Annotated in this window: 11 protein-coding genes, 1 tRNA gene, 1 pseudogene and 1 riboswitch; of the genes and pseudogenes, 6 read left to right on the forward strand and 7 right to left on the reverse strand. The window is 73.5% G+C overall.

The window, feature by feature from the left end; genetic code table 11:
- Window positions 1–464: 464 nt before the first annotated feature.
- The gene (locus ACFSL4_RS31995) at window positions 465–1013 is read right to left on the reverse strand and encodes a MarR family winged helix-turn-helix transcriptional regulator (RefSeq protein WP_381090763.1); all 549 of its coding nucleotides are present in this window, start codon (window positions 1011–1013) and stop codon (window positions 465–467) included.
- Between the two features lie 181 nt (window positions 1014–1194).
- Between ACFSL4_RS31995 and ACFSL4_RS32000 the strand changes: the two genes are divergently transcribed.
- Entirely contained in the window at window positions 1195–2454 is a 1260-nt protein-coding gene (locus ACFSL4_RS32000; protein ID WP_381090766.1) for an MFS transporter, read from the forward strand.
- A gap of 42 nt (window positions 2455–2496) precedes the next feature.
- Here ACFSL4_RS32000 and ACFSL4_RS32005 read toward each other — a convergent pair whose 3' ends face one another.
- Both ACFSL4_RS32005 and ACFSL4_RS32010 read right to left on the reverse strand, forming a co-directional pair.
- The gene (locus ACFSL4_RS32005) at window positions 2497–4149 is read right to left on the reverse strand and encodes an ATP-binding SpoIIE family protein phosphatase (protein WP_381090769.1); all 1653 of its coding nucleotides are present in this window, start codon (window positions 4147–4149) and stop codon (window positions 2497–2499) included.
- Between the two features lie 214 nt (window positions 4150–4363).
- Entirely contained in the window at window positions 4364–5764 is a 1401-nt protein-coding gene (locus tag ACFSL4_RS32010) for an NAD(P)/FAD-dependent oxidoreductase (protein WP_381090772.1), read from the reverse strand.
- Between the two features lie 377 nt (window positions 5765–6141).
- Between ACFSL4_RS32010 and ACFSL4_RS32015 the strand changes: the two genes are divergently transcribed.
- Window positions 6142–6903: a TetR/AcrR family transcriptional regulator gene (locus ACFSL4_RS32015; protein ID WP_381090775.1), complete on the forward strand. Its 762-nt coding sequence runs from the start codon at window positions 6142–6144 to the stop codon at window positions 6901–6903.
- A 572-nt stretch (window positions 6904–7475) separates the two neighbouring features.
- Here ACFSL4_RS32015 and ACFSL4_RS32020 read toward each other — a convergent pair.
- Window positions 7476–7835: pseudogene (locus ACFSL4_RS32020) on the reverse strand (BTAD domain-containing putative transcriptional regulator); the annotation flags it as partial.
- A 364-nt stretch (window positions 7836–8199) separates the two neighbouring features.
- On the reverse strand, window positions 8200–10284 hold the full coding sequence (locus tag ACFSL4_RS32025) for an asparagine synthase-related protein (RefSeq protein WP_381090778.1): 2085 nt from the start codon (window positions 10282–10284) through the stop codon (window positions 8200–8202).
- 673 nt (window positions 10285–10957) lie between these two features.
- Here ACFSL4_RS32025 and ACFSL4_RS32030 point away from each other — a divergent pair.
- The 4 genes from ACFSL4_RS32030 (at window position 10958) to ACFSL4_RS32045 (ending at window position 16019) form a co-directional block, all read left to right on the forward strand.
- A complete protein-coding gene (locus ACFSL4_RS32030; RefSeq protein WP_381090781.1) occupies window positions 10958–12382 on the forward strand; it encodes an MFS transporter in 1425 nt (474 codons plus the stop codon).
- Window positions 12383–12478: 96 nt separating this feature from the next.
- A complete protein-coding gene (gene lhgO / locus ACFSL4_RS32035) occupies window positions 12479–13687 on the forward strand; it encodes an L-2-hydroxyglutarate oxidase (RefSeq protein ID WP_381090784.1) in 1209 nt (402 codons plus the stop codon).
- Between the two features lie 58 nt (window positions 13688–13745).
- A complete protein-coding gene (trmB, locus tag ACFSL4_RS32040) occupies window positions 13746–14603 on the forward strand; it encodes a tRNA (guanosine(46)-N7)-methyltransferase TrmB (RefSeq protein ID WP_381090787.1) in 858 nt (285 codons plus the stop codon).
- Window positions 14604–14666: 63 nt separating this feature from the next.
- Entirely contained in the window at window positions 14667–16019 is a 1353-nt protein-coding gene (locus tag ACFSL4_RS32045; protein WP_381090790.1) for a PrsW family intramembrane metalloprotease, read from the forward strand.
- 189 nt (window positions 16020–16208) lie between these two features.
- On the opposite strand, the gene ACFSL4_RS32050 is transcribed toward ACFSL4_RS32045, so the two are convergent.
- Together ACFSL4_RS32050 and ACFSL4_RS32055 are read right to left on the reverse strand one after the other, a co-directional pair.
- Window positions 16209–17243, reverse strand: coding sequence for a M23 family metallopeptidase (locus tag ACFSL4_RS32050; RefSeq protein WP_381090793.1), 1035 nt, complete (start codon window positions 17241–17243; stop codon window positions 16209–16211).
- 10 nt (window positions 17244–17253) lie between these two features.
- Window positions 17254–17410, reverse strand: a riboswitch (cyclic di-AMP (ydaO/yuaA leader).
- A 497-nt stretch (window positions 17411–17907) separates the two neighbouring features.
- A tRNA-Met gene (locus ACFSL4_RS32055) sits at window positions 17908–17981 on the reverse strand.
- Between the last annotated feature and the right edge of the window lie 66 nt (window positions 17982–18047).

Here is an 18047-nt window from a genome sequence, read left to right on the forward strand (position 1 = left end):
CGTACTCACCACGAGAACCAGTCTCACGGCTTTCCTCCGGGCGCTTCCCTTCGGTGTTTCCGACTCTATCAGATCTCTCTCGATCCGATTTCCTCGGCGCTTTCCGGCCTTTCGACCTTCCGGCGTTGTCGACTCTACCAGACCCTTTCGGGCCCGATCCCTGTCAACCGGGTTTGTCCTCGCGGCTGTTGAGCCGTTCCGACGTCCCAAACCCTAGCGGATCTCTCCGGCGATTCCCAATCCGGTCGGACCGGGAGTCGTCGAACCCAAATCGATTTGAATTCGGGCGCGCCGAAATTCAACCCTGTTGGGAGATCGAGCTCGATGGTTTGGGTGCCGCTGTTGCGGCGGGAGGTGCTGCCTCAGGACCGTTACGGCTCCGTGGCAACCCGGAGAACTTTACGGATCAGGGGGTGGACTGTCAAGCCTCCCCCGGGTTCGGCGGCGCCAAACCTCCGGTGGTGTCAGTCCAGGTCGTTGAGGCGGCCGCCGGCGTCCGGCTGGGCGTGCTCGACCCGGCGCAGCAGGCGGGTGAGCACGTCACCCAGGACGGCGCGATCCTGGGGGGAGAGGTCCTGGAGGAGGTCTTCCTCGAAGACGGAGGCGAGGCGCATCGCCTCCAGCCACTTCTCGCGGCCTTCGGCGGTCAGCTCGACGATCACACGGACACGGTTGGTCTCGTCGCGCTCCCTGGTGACAAGCCCCTCGCTCACCATGCGGTCGATGCGGTGGGTCATCGCGGCCGGCGTCAGACCGAGTCGCTTGGCCAGCTCTCCGGGGCCCATGCGGTAGGGGGCGCCGGAGAGGACGAGGGCCTTGAGGACCTCCCACTCGGCGTTGCTGATGCCGAGCCCGGCGGTCTGGCGGCCGTAGGCGACGTTCATCCGGCGGTTGAGGCGTGACAGGGCCGAGACGATCTTCTCGACCTGGGGGTCCAGGTCCCGGAACTCGCGCTGATAGGCGGCGATCTGCTCGTCGAGGGTCGGCTCGCTGACGCCGTGGGTGTCGCCCATAGCCCGCAGTATGGCATGCGGCGCTTGGCGTCGAAGTACTTCAGGCTGTACTGTTTAGTATCTAACTTTAGGTTCGAAGTCTTCAGGGCTAACTGCTTCGAGTGTAAGACCCGCGGGGTCGGACCTCACCAGTGCCCTCTTTCCAAGGCAGGTGAACGTGACCAGGGCAAGGGGCGCAGCGATGCGCCGGATCCATGTGGGCAGCGCGCTCAGCGCGTTCGGCCTCGGCTTCACCGTCCCGTACCTGTACGTCTACGTGGCGCGGGTGCGGGAGCTCGGTGCGGTGACGGCGGGTCTCGTGCTCGCCGTCTTCGCCGTGGCCGCGCTCGTCGTGCTGCCGTTCGCCGGACGGGTCATCGTCCGGCGCGGCCCGCTTCCGGTGCTGCTCGCCGCCCTGCTCACGACCGCGGCCGGCGCGCTGAGCCTGGGGCTCGCGACCGGTCCGGTGTCCGTGCTGCTGTCGGCGGCCGTGCTCGGCGCGGGGCAGGCCGTGATGCAGCCGGCACTGGCCACGATGATCGTGGACTGCTCGACGGCTCAGACCCGGTCGCGGGCCTTCGCCGTGCAGTTCTTCCTGCAGAACCTGGGGCTCGGCGTGGGCGGGCTGATCGGCGGTCATCTCGTCGACGTCTCACGCGCCGCGTCCTTCACCCTGCTGTTCTCGATCGAGGCGGCGATGTTCCTGCTGCTCGTCGTGATCATGTCGACCGTACGGGTGCCGCGGGCGCCGGCGCTCCAGGCCGCCGCTCCCCGAGGTGGCGGGGCGGCCTGGAGGCGGTTGGTGGGCGACCGGGCCATGGTGCGGTTGTCCGTGCTGGGCTTCGTGCTGTTCTTCGCCTGCTACGGACAGTTCGAGTCGGGGCTGAGCGCGTACGGCGTCGAGACGGCCGGGATCTCGACGTCCGCGCTGGGTACGGCGCTGGCGGCGAACACGGCGGTGATCGTGATCGCGCAGTTCGCGGTGCTGAGGTTCGTGGAGCGGCGCAAGCGGACACGGGTGATCGCGGCCGTGGGGCTGATCTGGGCCGCGGCGTGGGCCGTGGCGGGGTACGCGGGTCTGGGGGACGGCGGCCGGGCCATGGCGACCGCCGCGTTCGTCGCGACGTACGGGCTCTTCGGTCTCGGCGAGGCGATGCTGTCGCCGACGGTCGCGCCGCTGGTCGCCGACCTCGCGCCGCCGGGCCTGGCCGGCCAGTACAACGCGGCCTTCGCCCTGGTGAAGCAGCTCGCGCTCGCCCTGGGCCCCGCGGTGGGGGGCCCGCTCGCCGCGGCGCTGCCCGCGCCGTACATCGTGACGTTCCTGCTGTGCTCCCTGGGCATCACGTTCCTCGCGCTCAGGCTCGGGCGGCTGCTCACGCCGGTGCAGAACCAGCCGTCGGCGAAGAGCCGTGTGGTGGCGCAGGGGGGTGCCGCGGCGGGACACGCGACGGCGCGTGCCTGACCTGAGCGCGTCCGGGCCGGCCGGCCCGGACGCCACGGGCGGTCAGCCCGTCCCGCGCGGCAGTGCGAACTCGCACCAGACCGCCTTCCCGCCCCCCGGCGTCCGTCTCGACCCCCAGCTGGAGGCGATGGTCGCCACGATCGCGATCCCCCGCCCCGCCTCGTCCGCCGGCTCCGCCCGGCGGCGGCGGGGCAGATGCTCGTCCCCGTCCGTCACCTCGATGATCAGCCGCCGGTCGGTGCGCCGCAGCCGCAGGCGCATCGGCGGAATCCCGTGCTGCAGCGAGTTCGCGACCAGCTCGCTCGCCGCCAGCACCCCCAGATCGTGCAGATCCACCGGGAAGCGCCAGCTCGTCAGCACCCCGGAGGCGAACGCACGCGCGTGTGGGGCCGCCTCCACGCCGCCGAGCAGCTCCAGGGCGGCGTTCCGGAAGAGGTCGCCGTCCGGGCCCGTGCGTGCCGGGTGCTGGAGGACGAGGACCGCCACGTCGTCGTCGTGCCCCGCGGTGACGCCCGCCGAGCGCACCAGGCGGTCGCAGATCACCTGCGGCGTGCCCGTGGCGCCCGCGAGCGCGCCCTCCAGGGCCGCGATGCCCTCGTCCAGGTCGGCGTCCCGGCGCTCGACCAGGCCGTCGGTGTAGAGCACGGCCGTGGAGCCGGGGCCCAGCGGCACCGAGCCCGAGGCGTGCATCCAGCCGCCGGTGCCCAGCGGCGGGCCGGTGGGTTCGTCGGCGCGCAGCACGTTGCCGTTCTCATCGCGGACCAGGATCGGCAGATGGCCCGCCGAGGCGTACAGCAGCCGGCCCTCGTTCGGGTCGTGGACGGCGTACACGCACGTCGCGATCTGGTTGGCGTCGATCTCCGCGGCGAGGCCGTCCAGGAGCTGCAGGACCTCGTGCGGGGGCAGGTCGAGGCGGGCGTAGGCGCGGACGGCGGTGCGGAGCTGGCCCATCACGGCGGCCGCCCGTACGCCCCTGCCCATGACGTCGCCGATGACGAGGGCCGTGCGGCCGCCGCCGAGGGTGATCACGTCGTACCAGTCGCCGCCGACCGCGGCCTCCGTGCCGCCGGGCTGGTAGGTGGCGGCGATGCGCAGGTCGTCGGGCTGCTCCAGCTCCTGGGGCAGCAGAGAGCGCTGGAGGGTCACCGCGGCCTCGCGCTGTTCGCGCTCGCTGGCCCGCAGCCGCTCGGCGGCCTCCGCGTGGTCGGTGACGTCGGCGGCGAAGATCAGCACGCCCCTGGCCTTGTCGTCGCGCACGTCCACCGGCGTACACGTGAACGTGTACGAACGGCCGCCGGGCGCCTTGCGGGACTTGACCGTGCGCGGCCTGGAACTGCGCAGCACCTGGTCCAGGAGCGGGAGGAGACCGAGCTCGTCCAGCTCGGGCAGCGCCTCGCGCGCGGGTGCGCCGACCGGGCGGGTGCCGAAGGCATCCGCATAGGCGCCGTTGACGTACGCGATGCGATGGTCGGGGCCGTGCAGCAGGGCGACGAGGGCCGGAACACGGTCGAGGACCTCGCGCACCGGCAGTTCGTCGACCGCGGGCACGCTCGGCGTGTCGTCGGAGGGCCGTTCGGCGCGGGCCGCGGGCACGGAGCCGTCCCCCCGCCGGTCCGGGGGGACCGCGTGCCCGGTCCGCGCTGCCGCGCGGCGCTGCGTTCCGGGGAGCCGGGCGCTCCAGCGCGTGAAGTTCACCGATTCCTTGCCTCGTCGTTGTCGTCGCCGGCCGGCTCCGGAACCGGTCGGGGGTCCGGGGGCCTGCCCCCGGGGGGTGTGCAACGCGGTGGGGAGAGCCTGGTGGATGCGTCGCGGCGGGGGTCGGCCCGCCCATGGTCGTCGGGGACCAGTCTGGCCGACCGGACCGACATCCGTCAGACGCCCGCCTCTCCGGCGGAGTTCCTGGATCCGGTCAGGACGACCCCTTCGGGTTTCCTGAAGACTTTCCACCGGCCGCGAGTTCGAACTCCGCACGGGGATGTTCGAGTGATCCGAGGGAGACGATCTCCCTCTTGAAGAGTCCCGCGAGCGTCCATTCGGCGAGCACGCGGGCCTTGCGGTTGAAGGTGGGGATCCTGCCGAGGTGGTACATGCGGTGCATCAGCCAGGCAGGGTAGCCCTTCAGCCTGCGCCCGTAGACGTGCGCAACGCCCTTGTGCAGTCCGAGGGAGGCGACGGAGCCGACGTACTTGTGCGCGTACGTCTCCAGGGGCTCGCCGCGCAGCGCGTGCGCGATGTTGTCGCCGAGCACCTTCGCCTGGCGCACGGCGTGCTGGGCGTTGGGGGCGGTCTCCCTGCCCGGTTCGGCGGCGGTGACGTCGGGGACGGCGGCGGCGTCTCCCGCGCCCCACGCGTGCGCGACGCCGTCCACGGCCAGCTGGGGGGTGCACTTGAGGCGCCCGCGCTCGTTCAGCGGCAGGTCGCTGGCCGCGAGGACGGGGCTCGGCTTCACCCCGGCAGTCCACACGACCGTACGGGTGCGGAAGCGCGCGCCGTCGCTGAGGACGGCGACGCGGTCGACGCACGATTCGAGACGGGTGTGGAGGCGCACGTCGATGTTGCGGCGGCGCAGCTCGGTGACCGTGTACCGGCCCATCTCCTCACCGACCTCGGGCAGGATGCGGTCGGACGCCTCCACGAGGATCCACTTCATGTCCTCGGGCCTCACGTTGTGGTAGTAGCGCGAGGCGTAGCGGGCCATGTCCTCCAGTTCGCCGAGCGCCTCCACGCCGGCGAAGCCGCCCCCCACGAAGACGAAGGTGAGGGCGGCCTCACGGACGGCGGGATCGCGGGTGGAGGAGGCGATGTCCATCTGCTCGATGACGTGGTTGCGCAGGCCGATGGCCTCCTCGACGGTCTTGAAGCCGATACCGTGGTCGGCGAGACCGGGGATCGGGAGGGTGCGCGAGACGGAGCCGGGGGCGAGGACGAGTTCGTCGTAGGAGACCTGCGTCGTCTCCCCGGTCTCCTGGGTGGCGAGCGTGGCGACGGTCGCGGTGCGCTTGGCGTGGTCGATGGCCGTGACCTCACCGACGACGACACGGCAGCCGTCCAGGACCCGGCGCAGCGGCACGACGAGGTGGCGCGGTGAGATGGCGCCGGCGGCCGCCTCCGGCAGGAACGGCTGGTACGTCATGTACGGGTTGGGCGAGACCAGCACGATCTCCGCCTCGTCCCGGCCGAGCTCCGCTTTCAGTTTCTGCTGCAGACGCAGGGCCGTGTACAGACCGACGGAGCCACCGCCGACGATGAGGATGCGCACGCACTTCGAGGTTTCGGGGGGTGTCGCCCATTGGGATGCAGCCGTCACCATCCCATGACGCACCCGGCGCCGGGGTTTGTCCACAGGCCCAGCAAATTGTGTGACCGGACACAAGCTCCGGCCGGAGTTGAGCGAATTGCCGGGGTGTGGAGAATCAGCGCAGGTCAGCGGGTATGAGGAGCACGAGCCCGGGAGGTACAAAAAGGATGTAACCGGCCCGTACTCCGATCGGGGGGCGCTCCGTGCGGAACCTGCCCCTTCTGAATTGACTCCCGCTCAACTATGTTCGTGTGTCGACGGGGTGCGGGGGATGCGTTCGGCGGGTCCGCGACGGGCGGTCCGGCCGGTACGACGCTTGTTCCCTATGCCCCGGCTTCCGATGACGGGGAGTGTCTCCGGGGGGAGACGTCATTACCGGGGGAACGCTTATGCACATTCAGGACTCTCATTGGCCGTCCGCCGTCGCACCGGCGGGCGCGGCGGGTGACGGACGCGGGGACGGTGCGCGGACCGCACCGCTGCGCGTGGACGCACAGCGCAATCTGGAGCATGTACTGCGCGCGGCGCGCGAGGTCTTCGGCGAGCTGGGGTACGGAGCGCCGATGGAGGACGTGGCGCGGCGCGCGAGGGTCGGCGTCGGCACGGTCTACCGGCGCTTTCCGAGCAAGGACGTCCTGGTGCGCCGGATAGCCGAGGAGGAGACCGCCCGGCTGACCGACCAGGCCCGGGCGGCACTCGGCCAGGAGCACGAGCCGTGGTCGGCCCTCTCCCGCTTCCTGCGCACATCGGTGGCGTCGGGCGCCGGCCGGCTGCTGCCGCCGCAGGTGCTGCGCGTGGGGGTCGTCGAGGAGGACTCCGAGGAGGACGCCGAGAGGTCCGACGCGGTGCCGGCGGAGGAAGCGCGGGTGCCGCAGCAGCGGCCCCAGCCGGCCGCCGAGCTGCGGCTCGTCGGACAGCGGGCCGCCGCGGTGCTGGACGACGCGGGTGCGGAGACGCTGCTGGAGGTCGTCGGACAGCTCGTGGAGCGGGCGCGTACGGCGGGCGAGCTGCGGTCGGACGTCACCGTGTCGGACGTGCTGCTGGTGATCGCGACGGCGGCGCCCTCGCTGCCGGACCCCGCCCAGCAGGCGGCGGCCTCGTCCCGGCTGCTCGACATCCTCTTGGAGGGGCTGCGGTCACGCCCGGCGTGAGCGGGCGTCACCGTTGTGATGCCTAGGCGGCGGCCGCGGCCGGGCCCCTGAGGTCCGGGGCCTCCCGGGCCGTGCGTGCGCGGGTGCTGCGCCGCCCGTGCACGGGTCCGGTGCGGCCGACGGGTCTGCCCGCGTCCGCGGGTCACGTCCGTCCGGTGGCTTCCGCCGGGGTCCCGTATCACCCGTTTCGGTGATTTTCCACAGGACGAGGTCCGGGCGGAGGCCCGTTCGGCCGGGGGCGCCTGCGGCAGCCCGGCGGAGGCCTCCTCGGCGAGCCGGGTCCTCCCGGAGCCGTCCGGCCCGGTGAGGGCGACCAGTCCGGGCCCCGCGCAGATCCGTACGGATGGCGTCGAGTTCGCGTTCCCGCCCGACGGACGAGTCCGGCAGGGGCGGAGATTGCCGCCGGTGGGGGCAGCGTGGGCGGCCCGGGTGGTGGGGTGGGTGCCGGACGCCGCGGGGCCGGCACCGCGGCGGGTGTCCGGCGGTGGTGCGGGCGGGTCCGGGGGCAGCGGCTCGGCGTGCAGCACGCGCGGTTCCGGTCCCGGGTCGGCGCCCAGCCCCTCGGCGAGGGCGCGGCGTATTCCCTCGTACGCCGCCAGGGCGTCCGCGCCGCGGCCCGTGGCGCGCAGGACGCGGATGAGGAGGGCGTGGAGGCGTTCGTCGTGCGGATGGGCGGTGGTCAGTTCGGTCAGCTCGGGTACGGCGTCGGCGGCGCGGTCCCGCCGAAGGTCGGCCTCGACGCGGGCGCGGGTCGCCTCCAGGCGCAGGGCCTCGGGGCGGGCGGCGGCCGCACGGTCGGGGAGGTCGGCGAGGGCGGGGCCGTGCCACAGGGCGAGCGCGGCACGCGGTTCGCGGGCGGCGGTGTGCGCGTCGCCCCGGGCGAGGGCCGAGCTACCGCACCGGACGAAGTCCCCGAAGACGAAGAGATCCACGCTGTCGCCGGCGGCGGCCAGCCGGTAGTAGCCGCCGGGCCCGGAGACGACCGCGTCCCGGCCGACGGCACGGCGGAGCCGTCCGGCCTGCGCCTGGAGGGCGGCGGGGGCGTCGAGCGGCCCACACCCCTCGGTCAGGGTCGGTGGTACGGCCGGGGCGCAGGGCGAGCGCGGTGAGCAGCGCGCGGACCCGGGGTCCGCGACGGGCGCGGGCCCCCGTACCCTTCGCGGGGCCCGCGGTCGTCCTCCACCTGGGCAACTCCGACAATCCTGTACCGCACCGCCCCATTCTCACCGGCGGCGGGTGGCATGGCACGGGGTTTGCGAGGGAGTGGGCGGCGGTGTGCCCGCGACCCCGCAACCGTTACGCCCCGGCACCCAGCACCCGCCCCCGCGGGGCGATCCCCGCCGGTACCGCGCGGGCCCGTGCCGGGGTGCCCGTCCAGCAGGTGCCCCGGCGGGCCAGCAGCCGGCGCAGCCACAGTTCCAGGGCGACCAGGTCCGCCAGGCCGTCCAGGGGAAGCGGTGCGCCCTCGGCCGCGGCCCGCACCGCCTTGCGCACCACCCGGGCCTCCACCAGGCCCGCCTCCGCCAGCAGCGGTGTGTCGAACAACGCCATCAGGGAGTCCGCGGCCACCCGCAGGCCCGTGCGGGCCGCGGCCGCCGAGGAGGCGTGCGAGGGGGCGCCCCAGCCGGGTGGCAGGCCGCCGACGCCCGCGCCCTCCAGGACCGTCCGCAGGATCGCGGCGCGCGCCCCGGGCTGCACCCTCAGGGCCTCGGGCAGCGCGCGGCACGCGCGCACGACCTGGTTGTCCAGGAACGGCGCGTGCAGCCGCTGGGAGCGGACCTCGGCGGCCTGTTCCAGGACGCGGAGGTCCGCCGCGTGCCGGGCCAGGGCCGTGCGCGCGCGGAAGTCACCCGGGCGCGCCCCCGGACCCACCCCCGCCCCACCTGCGGCTCCCTGGAGGCGAACCGATACTTCAGCGAGGGCCTCGCCGGTCAGCCAGCGCGCCGCGGGCCCGGGTCTGGCCCAGGTGAGCGCGGCGAGCGACGCCCCTACGGCGCCCCCGGGCTCCTCGAACCGCCGCCGCATCAGCCGGTCGGCGAGCGCGTCGAGTCCGGCCCGGTACGGGGTGCGGGCGAGCTTCCGTGCCGCGCTGTACACGCGCGCGGGGACCAGCACCGAGCCGTCGGCCTTCGCCAGGGCGGCCACGGGGCGCACGAGATGGCGTCGCTTGCGGTCCATCAGCAGGTCCGCGAGCCGGGCCGGGTGGGCGTCGAGGACCTGCCGCGCGCCGTAGCCGGTGAAGTGGTCCGCGCTGCCCGACGCCAGCCGCGCCCGGTGCCTGGCGGCCGTCACCAGGGAGGGGCCGGGCTCGTCGGTCAGCGGGACCTCCAGGTCGGCGTAGGGGAGCACGTCTTCACCGCCGGTCACCACCACGTGGTGCAGACGGGGGTTCGCCGCCAGGGTTCCGGCCCGCTCCAGTTCGGCCTCGCGGCCCTGGACGGCGAGGTCGTTGAAAGTGACGGCCAGCAGGCGCTCGCCGGCCCCCGTGCCGTGCCCGAGCACCGTGCCGGGCCTGCCGGGGAGTCCGGCCGCCAGCAGCGCCAGCGTGCCCGAGGCCGGCCCTCCGGAGAGGTCGGCGCCGATGCCGGGCACGGGCATCCCGCGCGCGGCGCGCCGTTCCGCCGGTCCCATCCCGGGCACGGGCCCCGGGTCGATGTCGGTACCCGGGACGTGCCGGGGTGCGGCCAGCCGGGCGCGTACGGCGTCGACGAGGGCGTCGCGCACCGCGTCCACCGCGTCGGCCGGGTCCGCCGGGGGCGCCGCGACGGCGAGGGACGCGACCGGCTCGTACCCGGCGATCTCGCGGGACCCCGCCCGCAGGATGAGCGCGTGCCCCGGAGGTATGCGCCGCACGCCGTCGTACGGGGTCGAGTCGTGCACCGCCGCCGGCACGTCGGGGGCGGCGAGGAGGGCCGCCAGGTGACCGAAGTCCAGGTTGGCCTCGGTGAGGTCGGCGAGCGGCAGCGCGGCGGTCGCGTACGCCGTGCCGCCCGCCCAGGGCGTGTGGAACACGGGCCGCGCGCCCGCCAGGTCGCCGCACACGGTGATCCTGCGCCCCACCTGGACGACGGCGGTGTAGCTGCCGGGCCATGCGGTCAGATGGCGCAGGGCGCCTCCCCGGGCGGCGAACAGACCGACGCGCAGTTCCTCGTCGGAGGCCCCGCACGTGCCCAGGACCGCGATCCGGGTCTGCGGGTCGGCCTTCACGACGCGCACCTCGTCGGGGCGCCAGTCGCCGACCGCCCAGAGCGGATCGGGGTCGCCCCACAGCAGCTGGGAGCCCACCGGGTGAACGGTCTCGCCGTCGTATCCGGTGGCTCCGGCGGAGCCGGGCGCGAGGGCACCGGCGGCGGCGCTGCTCCATCCCACCAACCACCGCATCGACGCCTCCACAGGCTGTGGACAACCAGTGCACCGTACGAACGGCACCCATGCTGCCATGAAGAATGCGCCCCCGAGGGCGTGAGTTGTCGCTTGTGCACCCGGGAACGCGCCCGCGCGGAGAGGTCCGTGGGCCGGTGAACTCAGGCTTCGGACACGGCGGTAGGGAAGAGACAGCGACGCGAATGCGCCCCCGATACGCTCCCCAAGAACCCCCTTCGCGCCCTCAACGGCCATGGTCGGAGGCTTGATCGCCCCCGGAATCCGCCGTCGATTTTCGGCCAAATCGACTGAGGGTGGGCAGGCGTGCGCACGCTCCGTACAGGGCCCTGCGCAACGCACGGCCCGGGAGGCGGAGTTCGCCTCCCGGACCGGTCCGCCGCCTGCGGGGATGAAGGCGGCGGTGTCCCCCAGCCCACTGGATCCAGTACAGCGGGCCGACCCACGCACGGCCATGCAACCGCTCCCCGGGTGGCCGGAGAAGAGCGCACGGACGGGCGCACGGCCACACACCAGGAGCACGCCGCGACACTCCGTACTGAGGTACGGACCACAATCCCGCCATCCGGATTTACGCCCCTTAACGGCTGGGATGCGGCGAACTACGCTGGGTTTACGAATGCCGCGCGGTTATGCCACCGCCGTGGCAGCCGTCTGTGTCGAGGGGTGGCGCATGTCCAGGGAGCAACGCGGGCCGAACGAAAAGCTCGGCGCCGTTCTCGCCCTCGCGGGAATCAGCAACGCAGGACTCGCCCGGCGCGTCAACGACCTTGGCGCCCAACGCGGGTTGACTCTTCGCTACGACAAGACGTCGGTGGCGCGGTGGGTGTCCAAGGGCATGGTGCCGCAGGGCGCCGCGCCCCACCTCATCGCCGCGGCCATCGCCCAGAAGCTCGGCCGCCCCGTACCGCTCCACGAGATCGGTCTGGCGGACGCGGATCCCGCACCGGAAGTGGGCCTCGCTTTTCCCCGGGACGTGGGCCAGGCGGTGAAGTCGGCGACGGAGCTGTACCGCCTCGACCTCGCCGGACGCCGGGGCGGCAGTGGCGGCATCTGGCAGTCGCTGGCCGGATCGTTCGCCGTGAGCGCCTATGCGACCCCCGCCTCCCGCTGGCTGATCACCCCGGCCGACAGCTCCGTGGCGCGCGACCCCGGCCCCGGCGAGGGCCCCGGAGCACCGCTGAAGGTGGGCCACAGCGATGTGCAGAAGCTGCGCGAGGCCGCGGAGGACGCCCGGCGCTGGGACTCCAAGTACGGTGGCGGCGACTGGCGTTCGTCGATGGTGCCCGAGTGCTTACGCGTGGAGGCCGCACCCCTGCTGCTCGGGTCGTACTCGGACGAGGTGGGCCGGGCCCTGTTCGGGGCCAGCGCCGAACTGACGCGCCTGGCCGGCTGGATGGCCTTCGACACGGGGCAGCAGGAGGCCGCCCAGCGCTACTACATCCAGGCACTGCGCCTCGCGCGCGCGGCCGCCGACGTGCCCCTGGGGGGCTATGTCCTGGCCTCCATGTCACTGCAGGCGACCTACCGCGGTTTCGGCGACGAGGGCGTCGACCTCGCCCAGGCCGCCCTGGAGCGCAACCGCGGCCTGGCCACGGCCCGCACCATGAGCTTCTTCCGCCTCGTCGAAGCACGGGCGCACGCGCGCGCGGGGGACGCCCAGGCGGCCGGCGCGTCCCTGAAGGCGGCCGAGGGCTGGCTGGAGCGGGCCCGCGACGGCGACAACGACCCGTCCTGGCTCGGCTTCTACTCCTACGACCGCTTCGCGGCGGACGCCGCCGAGTGCTACCGCGACCTCAAGGCGCCCCGCCAGGTCCGCCGCTTCACCGAGCAGGCCCTGTCCCGGCCCACGGAGGAGTACGTGCGCTCCCACGGGCTGCGCCTGGTCGTGTCGGCGGTCGCCGAGCTGGAGTCGGGCAACCTGGACGCGGCGTGCGAGCAGGGCGTGCGGGCGGTGGAGGTCGCCGGGCGCATATCGTCGGCGCGCACCACCGAGTATGTGAGGGACCTCATACACCGGCTGGAGCCGTACGGCGACGAACCGCGCGTGGCGGAGCTGCGGGAGCGGGCACGGCCCCTGCTGATGGCTCCGGCCTAGCGCCCGCGGCCGCCGGCCGTCGGCCCTCGGGCGCCTCCCGGGTTTGAGCGCACTGTCAGTGGCGCAGTGCACTATCGAAACCGGGAGGTGGAGCAGATGCGGAAGATCGCGTATGACTGCGACGTGCTGGTGGTCGGCGGAGGAATCGTCGGCCTGTCGACGGCGTATGCGATCACACGTGCCGCGCCGGGCACGCGGGTGACGGTCCTGGAGAAGGAGTCCGGCCCGGCCCGCCACCAGACGGGACGCAACAGCGGGGTCATCCACAGCGGTATCTACTACCGCCCCGGTTCGCTCAAGGCCAGGTACGCGGTGCGGGGCGCCGCCGAGATGGTCAAGTTCTGCGCCGAGTACGACATCGCGCACGCCGTCACGGGCAAGCTGATAGTCGCGACGGAGCGTGACGAGCTGCCGCGGCTGCACGCGCTCGTCCAGCGCGGCCGGGAGAACGGCATCCCGGTCAGGGAACTGGGCCCGGCCCAGATCACGGAGTACGAACCGGAGGTGCGCGGGCTCGCGGCCATCCGCGTGGGCACGACGGGGATCTGCGACTTCGTGGCGGTCGCCCGGCAGCTGGGCGACGCCTCGGGGGCGGAGGTCCGGTACGGCGCGCGGGTGGTGCGGATCGACCGGCGCCCCTCGCTCGGCGTCGCAGTGCGGACCGCGGACGGGACGGTGCTGCGGGCGCGGGCGCTCGTCAACTGCGCCGGGCTGCACTGCGACGAGGTGGCCCGGCTGGCCGGCGACGACCCGGGCATGCGGATCGTGCCCTTCCGGGGCGAGTACTACGCCCTGGCACGGCCGGAGCTGGTGCGGGGGCTGGTGTACCCGGTGCCGGACCCGGCGTTCCCGTTCCTCGGGGTGCATCTGACGCGGGGGATCGACGCGCAGGTGCACATCGGGCCGAACGCGGTGCCGGCCCTGGCGCGCGAGGGGTACGGCCGGGGGACGCTGCGGCCGCGGGAGCTGGGGGCGACGCTGGCGTGGCCGGGGTCATGGCGGATAGCGCGCCGGCACTGGCGGTACGGGGCGGGCGAGCTGCGGCGGTCGGTGTCGAAGAGGGCGTTCACACGGGCCGTGCGCAGACTGCTGCCCGCGGTCGAGGCGGCCGACCTCGTGCCGGCGGCCTCCGGGGTGCGGGCGCAGGCCGTGCTGCGGGACGGGACGCTGGTGGACGACTTCCTGATCCGGGAGGGCCCGCGGGCGGTGCATGTGCTGAACGCGCCCTCCCCCGCGGCAACCGCCTCCCTGCCGATCGGCCGGGAGGTGGCGCGCCGGGCGCTGGCGGCGCTGGCCCGGGACTGAGCGCCCGCCCACCGGACGGCCGGGTGCCGTCGTCCCTCCCCGTAAAATCGGCTCCACTGTGTCTGACTCCCTCGATGTCGCCCGCGAAGACCCCCAGGCCGCACCCCGCGGCCGGGCCGCCGCTGCCCCCGTCGCCTCCGTCCCCCGCACCCGGGCCAAGGGTGAGCCCCGCTTCCCCGGCGGGCCGAAGGCCGATCCCGCCGGGTCGCACTTCGAGCGGCGGATCCGCAGCTTCCAGCCCCGCCGGAGCCGGGTGACCGCCGGGCAGGCGGATGCCCTGCAGCGGCTGTGGCCCACATGGGGGCTGGACATCGACGGGCAGCGGGTGGTCGATCTCGCCGAGCTGTTCGGCGACACGAAACCCGTGGTGCTGGAGATCGGGTTCGGGATGGGCGAGGCCACCGCGCAGATGGCCGCCGCCGACCCGGACACCAACATCCTCGCGGTCGATGTGCACACGCCCGGCCAGGGCAACCTCCTCAACCTCGCCGAGCAGAACGCCCTGGCCAACATCCGGGTCGGGAACGGCGACGCGATCATCCTGCTCCGCGAGATGCTCGCACCGCACTCCCTCGACGGGCTGCGCGTCTACTTCCCCGACCCCTGGCCCAAGAAGCGCCACCACAAGCGGCGGCTCATCCAGCCGGAGTTCCTCACGCTCGCCGCCACCCGTCTGAAGCCGGGCGCGCTGGTGCACTGCGCCACGGACTGGGAGCCGTACGCCGAGCAGATGCTCCAGGTGCTCACCGCCCACCCGGAGTTCGAGAACACCCAGCCGGGCGGCGGCTGTGCGGCACGGCCCGCGTTCCGGCCGCTGACCCGTTTCGAGGGCCAGGGACTGGACAAGGGTCATGTGGTGAACGATCTGTTGTTCCGGCGCGTGCAGCACCGAGACCAGCCGGCCGCCGGCGGCTGAGCGCCCCGCGGGTCCACCGGGCACCGTCGCGGGCGGCGCCCCTGTCTCGTTAGGGTCGATGCCGTGGCCACCCTTCCCCCGTACCCGACGTACCCCGACGGTCCCGTGGACGGGGGCGTGCTCCGGCACCCGCACTGGTGGCAGAGGCGGTGGGTGCGGTACGGGGCGCTGATCACCCTCCTCGCGCTGTCCGGGCTCGTGATCCTCGCCCTCGTGCGGCAGCAGACCGGCACCGAGGGCTTCCTCGTCGGGCTCGCCCTGGCCGTCCTGCCCGTGCCGCTGCTGGTGGCGGCCTTCCGCTGGCTGGACCGGGTCGAGCCCGGTCCCTGGCGGAACCTGGTCTTCGCCTTCGCGTGGGGCGCGTGCGCGGCCGCGCTCATAGCGATCGTCGCGAACAGTTTCGCGACGCGGTGGATAGCGACCACGACCGCCGATCCGAACGGCGCCGACACGCTCGGCGCGACGGTCATAGCGCCGTTCGTCGAGGAGTCCGCGAAGGCGGCGGCCGTGCTGCTCGTCTTCCTCTTCCGCAGACGGGACTTCACCGGGATCGTCGACGGGGTGGTGATAGCGGGGGTCACCGCGACCGGTTTCGCCTTCACCGAGAACATCCTCTATCTGGGCACGGCCTTCGGGACCGACCAGATGAGCGGGGGGCGAGGGCTCGCCTCCGTCACGGCCGCCACCTTCTTCGTGCGCGTGGTGATGTCGCCGTTCGCGCACCCGCTGTTCACCGTGCTCACGGGCATCGGCTTCGGGATCACCGCGCTCTCGGCGGAGCGCCAGCGCGTACGCCGGCTGCTGGCGCCGCTGGGCGGGCTGCTGCTCGCCATGGGCATGCACGCCATGTGGAACGGGTCGGCGAAGTTCGGCGAGTACGGGTTCTTCGCGGTCTACGCGGCCTTCATGGCACCCGCGTTCGGGCTGCTGACCTGGCTGGTGATCTGGACCCGGCAGCGCGAGCTGAGGACCGTGCGGGAGGAGCTGCCCGCGTACGCGGTCGCGGGATGGCTGGGACCGGTGGAGCCGTTCGTCCTCGGTTCCCTGCGGGCGCGGCGGCTGGCCCGGGAGTACGCGGGCCACCACTTCGGGAAGGAGGCGGCGCGCTCGGTCGCGGAGTACGAGGCGTTCGCGACGTCGGTGGCGTTCCTGCGCCACCGGGGGCGCCGGGGGCGGGCGGGTGCCGATTTCATCGTGCGGGAGCGGGAGTTGCTCTGCGCGCTGTGGGCGCGTCGGGCGGTGGCACGGCCGGCACTGGAGTACGCGGCGCGGGTCACGGCGCCGGTGGCACCCGCGATGGCGCCGCCGGTGTGGCACGGCCACGGGTATGCGCCGCCGCACGGAGTGCCGCTGTACGGGGTGCCACAGCACGGGCCGGCCGCGCCGTATCCCGGGTACAACCCGTATCGCCGGTAGGGGCCGGGCCCACTCGGCCGCGCCCCGCACGGTCACGCGGACGCCGCCGTCGGCTTCGCCGCCTCCTCGTCCGTCGGCGTCGGTACGACCGGCAGCCCTGCCGTCGGGGGGGTGTCGCCAGGGCTGCCGGGGTCAGGGGAGCGGCGCCTCGGGCCCGGGAACGGCCCGGACCCGGTGCCTCAGGGGACGTCAGGGGTTGAGGCCCTTGCTGCGCAGCCACGCCAGCGGGTCGATGGCGTCGCCGCCGCCGGGGTGCACCTCCAGGTGCAGGTGCGGCCCGGTCACGTTGCCGGTCGCGCCCACGCGGCCGATGACGTCACCGGTGGCCACCTTCTGCCCCACGCTGACGCTGATCGAGGACTGGTGGCAGAACCACAGCTCGGTGCCGTCGTCGAGGGTGAGGATGGTGCGGTACCCGTAGGAACCGGCCCAGCCCGCCTCGGTGATGGTGCCGCTGTGGACCGCCTTGATGAGCGTGCCCGTCGGCGCGGCGAAGTCGAGTCCGGTGTGGTAGCCGGAGGACCACATGGAACCGGCGTCGCCGAAGCGGGAGGTCAGGGTGTACGAGGAGGTCGGCAGCGCGTACTGCTTGGCGAGCTCGGCCAGGCGCGCGGCCTCGGCCTTCTTCTTGGCCTCCTCGATCGCCTGCTGCTTCTCGGCCGCGGCCTTGGCCTCCGCGGCGTCCTGCGCCTTGGCGGCGGCCTCGGCGGCCTTCTTCGCGGCGGCGTCCTCCGCGGCCTGTGCGGCCGCGCTGTCGACCCGGTCCTGCTGGGACTCGGCCTGCTGCAGGATCCGGGCGCGCAGCGCCTCGCCCGCGTCCGCCTTGCCCGCGGCGGCGTCGGCGGTGGTCAGGCCGACGGAGCTGAGGGCGGTGGCGGAGCCCTTGGGGGCGTCGGAGTCCTCGCCGAGGAGCGCCTTGGCCGAGTCCGCGACCGAGGACAGGTCCGGCATGGATATCGACACCGGGGGCTTGCCGGTCTGCGCGGTGGCCATGCCGCCCGCGCCGACGGCGGCCATCACACCGACGCCGAGAACGGTGGAGCTGCGCGCGAGCCCGCCCCCGCGCTGCTTGGTGACGCGATGCCGGCCGCGTACGGGACGGAGGGCCTCCTCGGTGGGGTTCCACTCCTCCCACGGGCCCTCGTCGGTACGGGGTGCGAAGCCGAACGTCTGAGTGCCGTTCGGAGCGAACGAGGTGCTCTGGGCAGGCCCGTTGGACGCCACGTGGGCGCACTCCTTCCTTCCTACTGGCCTACCGGGTTAGCTGACGGGTTCGGAGCAGGAAGGTCTCCTACGGGCGTCACCGGCCGTGCTGCCACGGCGGCTTCCGCCCGATTCACCCCAAGGTGGTGGTTCCCCGGCTCCCTTGCGGGATTCGGCACACGCGCACGGAGCCGCCTCTTGTGACGGCTGGGACGACCGCGCTGCGTTATCGAACGTTAATAGACGCGGGGCCCGGATTCCAAGCCGTTCCACCAGATCACTGATGCTTTTGACCTGGACTTTCACGCCAGGAACGGGCCAAATAGGGCGACTTGACCACGCCTCGGCCGCCTCACGGTTATTGATGGTGTGTCAGTTGTTATGCGCAGGGGCGTCATTCGTTCACATGGCGTGACGACGCCGAGGGCCGGTCGGGCCGGCGCACGGCCAGCAGGGCAGCAGGGCAGCAGGGCCATGTCGTCCGTGGCACGGCCGCCGGCACGGCGGGCGACGTCCTCGGTGACGGCGGCCAGCAGGGCGCCCGGGCCGGTGCGGACGCGGCCGGCGGGACGACCTCTGTGGGCCGGCCGGCGTATGACCGGGGCGGCGGCGGGGAGGGGCCGCGGCGGGCCACGGCACACGCCGAGGGCCGGAGCCCTTTCGGACTCCGGCCCTCGGCCATCAGTAGCGGGGACAGGATTTGAACCTGCGACCTCTGGGTTATGAGCCCAGCGAGCTACCGAGCTGCTCCACCCCGCGTCGGTGAGATCAGTGTACGCCATGCGCGCCGCAGGAGGCACACGGGTTTTCCGCGCAGGGCCCTTC

Source organism: Streptomyces caeni, assembly GCF_042678285.1.
Lineage (GTDB): Bacteria > Actinomycetota > Actinomycetes > Streptomycetales > Streptomycetaceae > Streptomyces > Streptomyces caeni.

Excerpts from the sequence above, each read along its gene's own strand:
- ACFSL4_RS32030 (WP_381090781.1), top strand. The coding sequence starts at position 10,958 with ATGTCCAGGGAGCAACGCGGGCCGAACGAAAAGCTCGGCGCCGTTCTC.
- lhgO (WP_381090784.1), top strand. The coding sequence starts at position 12,479 with ATGCGGAAGATCGCGTATGACTGCGACGTGCTGGTGGTCGGCGGAGGA.
- ACFSL4_RS32000 (WP_381090766.1), top strand. The coding sequence starts at position 1,195 with ATGCGCCGGATCCATGTGGGCAGCGCGCTCAGCGCGTTCGGCCTCGGC.
- ACFSL4_RS31995 (WP_381090763.1), bottom strand. The coding sequence starts at position 1,013 with ATGGGCGACACCCACGGCGTCAGCGAGCCGACCCTCGACGAGCAGATC.
- ACFSL4_RS32025 (WP_381090778.1), bottom strand. The coding sequence starts at position 10,284 with ATGCGGTGGTTGGTGGGATGGAGCAGCGCCGCCGCCGGTGCCCTCGCG.
- ACFSL4_RS32015 (WP_381090775.1), top strand. The coding sequence starts at position 6,142 with ATGCACATTCAGGACTCTCATTGGCCGTCCGCCGTCGCACCGGCGGGC.
- ACFSL4_RS32010 (WP_381090772.1), bottom strand. The coding sequence starts at position 5,764 with ATGGTGACGGCTGCATCCCAATGGGCGACACCCCCCGAAACCTCGAAG.